Genomic DNA, 6,653 nt, shown 5'->3' on the forward strand with positions numbered 1-6,653 from the left:
CCTCAGGTGCGGTCGCGCCCGGCGGCGGCCTTGGCCACCAGCCGGTGCACCAGCCGGCGGGGCAGCCGCCGGCCGACACCGACCAGGGCCTTGTACTGCCGGCCGGGAACCGAGACCGTCCGGCCGCGCCGCAGGTCGGTCAGGCAGTCGGCGACCACCCGGTCGGCCGCCAACCAGAACCGGGCCGGCACGTCCGGCTCGCCCAGGTCGGCCCGTTCGTGGAACGAGGTGTGCGTGAAGCCGGGGCACAGCGCCACCACCCGAACCCCGGTTCCCCGCAGGGAGATCGCCATACCCTCGGAGAACGTGGTCACCCAGGACTTGGTCGCGGCGTACGTCGGGCCGGGGCCGGGGAAGAACCCGGCCACGCTGGACACGTTGATCACGTCGCCGTGTCCCCGGGCCACCATGCCCGGCAGCACGGCTCTGGTCAGCCGGAGCACGCTGGTGACGTTCACGTCGAGCTGCGCCTGCAGCAGCTCCATGTCGGTGTCGACGAACGTGCCGGCCGTGCCGAAGCCGGCGTTGTTGACCAGCAGGTCGATCGGGTTGTCGGGGTCGGCGAGCCGCTCCTCGACCCGCTTGCGGGCCCGCGCCGTCGACAGGTCGGCGACCATAACCTGGACGTCCACGCCGTGCGCGGCGGTCAGCTCGGCCGCCACCTCCTTGAGCCGCTCCCTGGTGCGCGCGACCACGACCAGGTGGTAGCCCTCCGCGGCGAGCCGGCGGGCGAAGGCGAGGCCGATGCCCGCGGTGGCCCCGGTGACAAGAGCGGTCGACATGCCGCGACGCTATCGGATCGTCGCCGCGGCTTCAGGTCGTTTCGCCGTGCCGGCCGGTGGGATGCTCGTGCTCGGGCTCGTGCTCGCCGACCGGGTCGACCTCGGCGTCGAACGGGTCGATGACGTCGGCGAGCTCGCCGATGCCGCGCAGCAGCCGCTCGAGACGGGACGGGCCGGCGCTTGGCGGGGCGCTGGCCAGCACCCAGCCGCCCTCGATCCAGGCCACCGTGATGTCTCCGCCGATGTCCTCGGTGGCGTCGACCAGGTCCGGGGTGATCAGGCCGCGGGCGGTGGTGATGTCGGAGACGAACGCGTAGCGCTGGCCGACCGGGCCGAGCAGCTCGGGCATGTGCTCGCGCTGGAACGGCACGTTGGGCAGCCACAGCTCGACCACGACCGGGTGCACCCGGCGGCACTGCACCGCGGCGATCACCGCGCCGATCTTTCCCCCGGTGTCGAGGTCGAACACGTACACCCGGCGCCGCCCGTCGGCGGTGAACGTCGAGCCGGCCACCACGTCGCGGGCGATGCCGCCGCCGTAGTAGGCGATGGCGCCGCTGGTCCACTGGGTGGGCAGGACGTGGTCGGTCTCGGCGAACTGCCAGCCGCGCAACGCCGCCCAGCGCTGCCGCTCCCGGTTTCGCGAGGTCAGCCGGGCACGATCGCGCAGCAGGAAGGCGCCGCCGAGCACGGCCGCGACCGCCGCGACGGTGAACCAGACCCAGGCGGGAACTCCCACGGTGGGCAGCGTAGTCGTACCGGCGCGCAAACCAAGATCGCCGGGGCGCGAGTCTTACGCGGCCACCCGGGACACCACGAGGGCGGAGTTGTCGTCGGTGACGTCCACCAGCACGGTGTCCCCGTCCCGGATGTCCCCGGCGAGCAGGCCCTTGGCCAGCTGGTCGCCGATCGCCGACGAGACCAGCCGGCGCAGCGGCCGGGCGCCGTAGATCGGGTCGAAGCCGTTGAGCGCCAACCAGTCCCTTGCCGACGGGGTGACGTCCAGGATGAGCCGGCGCTGGGCCAGCCGGCGGCTCAGCCTGCCCACCTGAATGTCCACAATGGAGGTCAGCTCCTCGGTGCTGAGCTGGTGGAACACCACGACGTCGTCCAGCCGGTTGAGGAACTCCGGCTTGAAGTGCCGCGACACCACCGACAGCACCACGTCTTTCTGTTGCCGCTCGTCGAGGTTGACAGCGTTCTTCTCGGCGAACGCCGAAGAGCCGAGATTCGACGTGAGCACCAGGATCGTGTTGCGGAAGTCCACGGTCCGGCCCTGGCCGTCGGTCAGCCGACCGTCGTCGAGCACCTGCAGCAGCACGTCGAACACGTCCTGGTGGGCCTTCTCCACCTCGTCGAGCAGCACCACGCTGTACGGGCGGCGGCGCACCGACTCGGTCAGCTGCCCGCCCTGGTCGTAACCGACGTAACCGGGCGGCGCGCCGACCAGCCGGGCCACCGAGTGCTTCTCGGAGTACTCGCTCATGTCGATGCGCACCATGGCCCGCGCGTCGTCGAACAGGAACTCGGCCAGCGCCTTGGCCAGCTCGGTCTTGCCGACGCCGGTGGGGCCGAGGAACAGGAACGAGCCGGTCGGGCGGTCCGGGTCGGCCACCCCGGCGCGCGCCCGGCGCACCGCGTCGGACACCGCGCGGACCGCCTCCGCCTGGCCCACGACGCGCTCGGCCAGGGCGTCCTCCATGCGCAGCAGCTTGGCGGTCTCGCCCTCCAGAAGCCGCCCGGCCGGGATGCCGGTCCAGGACGACACGACGTCGGCCACGTCGTCCGGGCCGACCTCCTCCTTGAGCATCACCGGCGCCTCGGAGGTGGCCGCGGTGTACTTCTCGGCCTTCTCCAGCTCCTTCTCCAGCGCCGGGATCCGGCCGTAGCGCAGCTCGGCGGCCCGGCCGAGGTCGCCGTCGCGCTCGGCCCGCTCCGACTCGCCGCGCAGCTGCTCGAGCTGCTCCTTGAGCTCGCGGACCCGCTCGATGGCGCCCTTCTCGTTCTGCCACCTGGCGGTCAGCGCGGACAGCGTCTCGCGCTTCTCGGCCAGCTCGGCGCGCAGCGCGGCCAGCCGCTGCTTGGAGGCCGGGTCGTCCTCCTTGGCCAGCGCCATCTCCTCGATCTCCAGCCGGCGCACGGCCCGCTCCACCTCGTCGATCTCCACCGGCCGGGAGTCGATCTCCATGCGCAGCCGGGAGGCGGCCTCGTCGACCAGGTCGATGGCCTTGTCCGGGAGGAACCGGGCGGTGATGTAGCGGTCGGACAGGGTGGCCGCGGCGACCAGCGCGCTGTCGGTGATCCGCACGCCGTGGTGCACCTCGTAGCGCTCCTTGAGGCCGCGCAGGATGCCGACGGTGTCCTCGACGGACGGCTCGCCGACGAAGACCTGCTGGAAGCGCCGCTCGAGCGCGGCGTCCTTCTCGATGTGCTTGCGGTACTCGTCGAGCGTGGTGGCGCCGACCATGCGCAGCTCACCGCGGGCCAGCATGGGCTTGATCATGTTGCCGGCGTCCATCGAGCCCTCGCCGGTGGCCCCGGCGCCGACGATCGTGTGCAGCTCGTCGATGAACGTGATCACCTGGCCGGCCGAGTCGGTGATCTCCTTGAGCACGGCGTTGAGCCGCTCCTCGAACTCGCCGCGGAACTTCGAGCCGGCCACCATCGAGCCGAGGTCCAGCGCCACGACCCGCTTGCCGCGCAAGGACTCCGGCACGTCGCCGGCCACGATCCGCTGGGCGAGGCCCTCGACGATGGCGGTCTTGCCGACGCCCGGCTCGCCGATCAGCACCGGGTTGTTCTTGGTGCGCCGGGACAGCACCTGGACCACCCGGCGGATCTCGGCGTCCCGGCCGATCACCGGGTCGAGCTCGCCCTTGCGGGCCCGGTCGGTGAGGTCGACGCCGTACTTCTCCAGCGCCTTGTAGGTGCCCTCCGGGTCGGGGCTGGTCACCCTGGCCGAGCCGCGCACCTTGACGAACGCCTCGCGCAGCGCGTCCGGCGTCGCGCCCTGCCGGCGGAGCAGGTCGGCGACCTGGCCACCCTCCGCGGCCAGGCCGACGAGCAGGTGCTCGGTGGAGACGTACTCGTCGCCGAGCTCGGTGGCCAGCTTCTGCGCGTGGGTGACCGAGCGCAGCGCCTGCCCGTCGAGTTGGGGCGCGGAGACCGTGGCACCGGTCGCCGACGGCAGCGCGTTGGCCAGCTGGTCGACCTCCTTGCGGACCTGGTTCGGGTCGGCCCCGACCGCGGTGAGCAGGGGAACGGTCAATCCGTCGCTCTGCGCCAGCAGCGCGCCGAGCAGGTGCACCGGCTTGATGTCGGGGTTGCCCGCCACCGACGCGGCCTGGGCGGCCGATGAGATCGCCTGCTGGGTCTTCGTGGTCGGATTGAAAGCGTCCATCCCTCACCTCAGGGGTCGTCCGGTTCCTCGCTCGTCATCATCTACAACGGCAGAAAAGTTGAGCCGGTTCCGCTCAACCCTCGCCAGTTCGCGCCCAACTCACCCGGATGTACCAACCGGTTGTCCACAGTCCCGGCCCTGCTGTCCACAATCCCCAGGTCTCTATCCACAGGGCCCGACGCACGGTATCCACAGCGTGAGGGCTCGGGCACTGTCAAGCGCCACTCGAGTGAGCCAGGGCCCGCAAGCGATGGCCCGGGTAGGCGCCGGCGCCGCGTGTCCGCCCTGATCGAGTCTGCCAACATCCACTCACCTGGCCTAGCCGCACGCGCATTCCGTAGCAGAAAGTCACACGAACGTGCTATCAAGATCTTCCGATTGACGAGAATCGGTCTAACATCCACACCGTCGGGGGATAGTTGCTCGAGCATCGCGGCGTCTAGATTTGGGCGCCCGAGCAGTGCAGAACCGGCAGCGTGCCCCGACCACGATGACTCCCAAGGCGCTGGTGAGCCCCACTCCGCAGCAGAGCGATGAGCAGCCTGCGGCGGTCGCAACCATGGTGCGACTCGTCCGCGAGAGTTTTGCTGTCGTCGAACCGCAGGCCGACCACGTCGCCGAGACGTTCTACGCCAACCTGTTCAGCATCGCCCCCGAGATCCGCGAGCTCTTCCCGCTGAACATGCAGGTCCAGCGCTCCCGCTTCCTGCGGGCGCTGGTCCACATCGTCCAGATGATCGACCGGCCGGACGAGCTGGTCCCGTTCCTGCGCCAACTCGGCCGCGACCACCGCAAGTTCGGCGTCGTCAGCCGCCACTACGAGCCGCTCGGCATGGCGTTGCTCGCGGCGATCAAGCGTTACGCCGGGGAGGCCTGGACCGTCGAGGTCGAGCACGCCTGGGCCGAGGCCTACACGATCGTCGCCCGCGCCATGCTCGACGCCGCGGCCGCCGACGACGGCCCCGCCTGGTGGTCGGCCACCCTCGTCTCGCACGAACGCCGCGCCCGCGACCTGGCCATCGTCCGCCTCCAGCCCGACCACCCGGTCCCCTACCAACCCGGCCAGTACCTGTCCGTCGAGATCCCGCAGCGCCCGCGGCTGTGGCGCTACCTGTCGCCGGCCACCCCGCCCCGCTCCGACGGCCTGCTCGAGTTCCACGTCCGCGCGGTGCCCTCGGGCTGGGTCAGCCGCGCGATCGTCGCCGAGGCCCAGGTCGGCGACGTGTGGCGGATCGGCCCCGCCATGGGCCGGCTGCGCGTCGACCGCACCTCCGGCCGGGACGTCGTCATGATCGCCGGCGGCACCGGCCTGGCCCCCATGCGCGCCATCATCGAGGACCTGGCTCAATGGGGCGAAAATCCCCACGTCCACCTGTTCTACGGCGGCCGCGTCCGCGCCGACCTCTACGACCTCGGTCACCTCCTGGCCATCGCCGCCACCAACCCCTGGCTCACCGTCGTCCCGGTCCTCGAGTCCGAGGCCGACCCCGCCACCATGCAGCAGGGCACCCTCGCCGACGTCGTCACCCGCTACGGCGCCTGGGCCGACCGCGACGTGCTCGTCTCCGGCTCCCCCGCCATGATTCGCTCCACCGTCTCCCGCATGCTCGTCGCCGGCACCCCGCTCGACCGGATCAGCTACGACCCCTTCACCGTCGACTGACCCTCGACCACCCGCTCCGGCGGCGTGAACGGCCCCCACTCGAAGCACCCCAACCACCGCCCCGGATCCCCACTCCAGTCCAGCGCGGCAATCTGCCCATACGTCCGCCGCCCCACCAACGCCCGGTACACGTCCAACCGCTCGCCACGCACCCTGACCGCCGGCTCCCCCTCCCCGGCCACCCGCTCCATCCCCGCCACGCTCACCAGGACCGCCGGCAACCCCCGCGCGCTCAACGACCTGCCCCACCCACCGACCGCAAGCTTGAAGCACCACTCGAACGCCGGATGCTCGGCCGAAACCGGCTCCCCCAACACATACCGCAGATCAACCTCATGGGTAAACGCATCCAGAACCAACGGCCCCGCCCACCGCGTCCCACCGCTCGCCATCAGCCGGTCCACCGCCTCGCCGACCACCTCCCACTCCGCAAGCAACCCGGCCACATCCACCCCCGGATCCCCCACCCCCGCATCGATCGGCGACCCCCGACCGTCCAGCACGATCCGGCACACCTCAACCAGATGCCCCACCAGATCCCGAACCATCCACCCCGGACACTGCGGCACCCCCAACCCCCCGGCATCCGCCCGATCCCCCAACAACCCCATCACATTCCGCCGCACATCCCGATACGTCATACCCCCATGATCGCCCTTCCCACCGCCCACCCCCACATCCAAGCGCCACCGCCGGGCCATGAGACCCACCCGCGCGAACGCGTCACACGCCTACCCGAACGCGGGACCCCGCCCAACCACCCCGCCAACCGCCAGCCGCCGGCGCAACCCGACCATCCATCCGAAGC

The 6,653-nt window shown here is 71.3% G+C and carries 5 protein-coding genes; 1 reads left to right on the top strand and 4 read right to left on the bottom strand.

The features are described from left to right. Window positions 1-2: 2 nt before the first annotated feature. The 3 genes from VGX25_RS30160 to clpB are packed head-to-tail and all read right to left on the bottom strand — an operon-like array spanning window position 3 to window position 4,182. The gene (locus tag VGX25_RS30160; RefSeq protein WP_326921331.1) at window positions 3-782 is read right to left on the bottom strand and encodes an SDR family oxidoreductase; all 780 of its coding nucleotides are present in this window, start codon (window positions 780-782) and stop codon (window positions 3-5) included. Window positions 783-813: 31 nt separating this feature from the next. Continuing rightward, on the bottom strand, window positions 814-1,521 hold the full coding sequence (locus VGX25_RS30165; protein ID WP_326921332.1) for a hypothetical protein: 708 nt from the start codon (window positions 1,519-1,521) through the stop codon (window positions 814-816). 54 nt (window positions 1,522-1,575) lie between these two features. Further along, window positions 1,576-4,182: an ATP-dependent chaperone ClpB gene (gene clpB / locus VGX25_RS30170; RefSeq protein WP_326921333.1), complete on the bottom strand. Its 2,607-nt coding sequence runs from the start codon at window positions 4,180-4,182 to the stop codon at window positions 1,576-1,578. Between the two features lie 559 nt (window positions 4,183-4,741). On the opposite strand from clpB, the gene VGX25_RS30175 reads away from it, so the two are divergent. After that, on the top strand, window positions 4,742-5,845 hold the full coding sequence (locus tag VGX25_RS30175) for a globin domain-containing protein (RefSeq protein WP_326921334.1): 1,104 nt from the start codon (window positions 4,742-4,744) through the stop codon (window positions 5,843-5,845). Here the strand turns inward: VGX25_RS30175 and VGX25_RS30180 are convergent. Continuing rightward, entirely contained in the window at window positions 5,821-6,378 is a 558-nt protein-coding gene (locus VGX25_RS30180) for a maleylpyruvate isomerase family mycothiol-dependent enzyme (protein ID WP_326921335.1), read from the bottom strand. The two genes, VGX25_RS30175 and VGX25_RS30180, sit on opposite strands and share 25 nt — an antisense overlap. Window positions 6,379-6,653: the final 275 nt, after the last annotated feature.

Source organism: Actinophytocola sp., assembly GCF_035942955.1.
Lineage (GTDB): Bacteria > Actinomycetota > Actinomycetes > Mycobacteriales > Pseudonocardiaceae > DASYTH01.

Excerpts from the sequence above, each read along its gene's own strand:
- VGX25_RS30175 (WP_326921334.1), top strand. The coding sequence starts at position 4,742 with ATGGTGCGACTCGTCCGCGAGAGTTTTGCTGTCGTCGAACCGCAGGCC.
- clpB (WP_326921333.1), bottom strand. The coding sequence starts at position 4,182 with ATGGACGCTTTCAATCCGACCACGAAGACCCAGCAGGCGATCTCATCG.
- VGX25_RS30160 (WP_326921331.1), bottom strand. The coding sequence starts at position 782 with ATGTCGACCGCTCTTGTCACCGGGGCCACCGCGGGCATCGGCCTCGCC.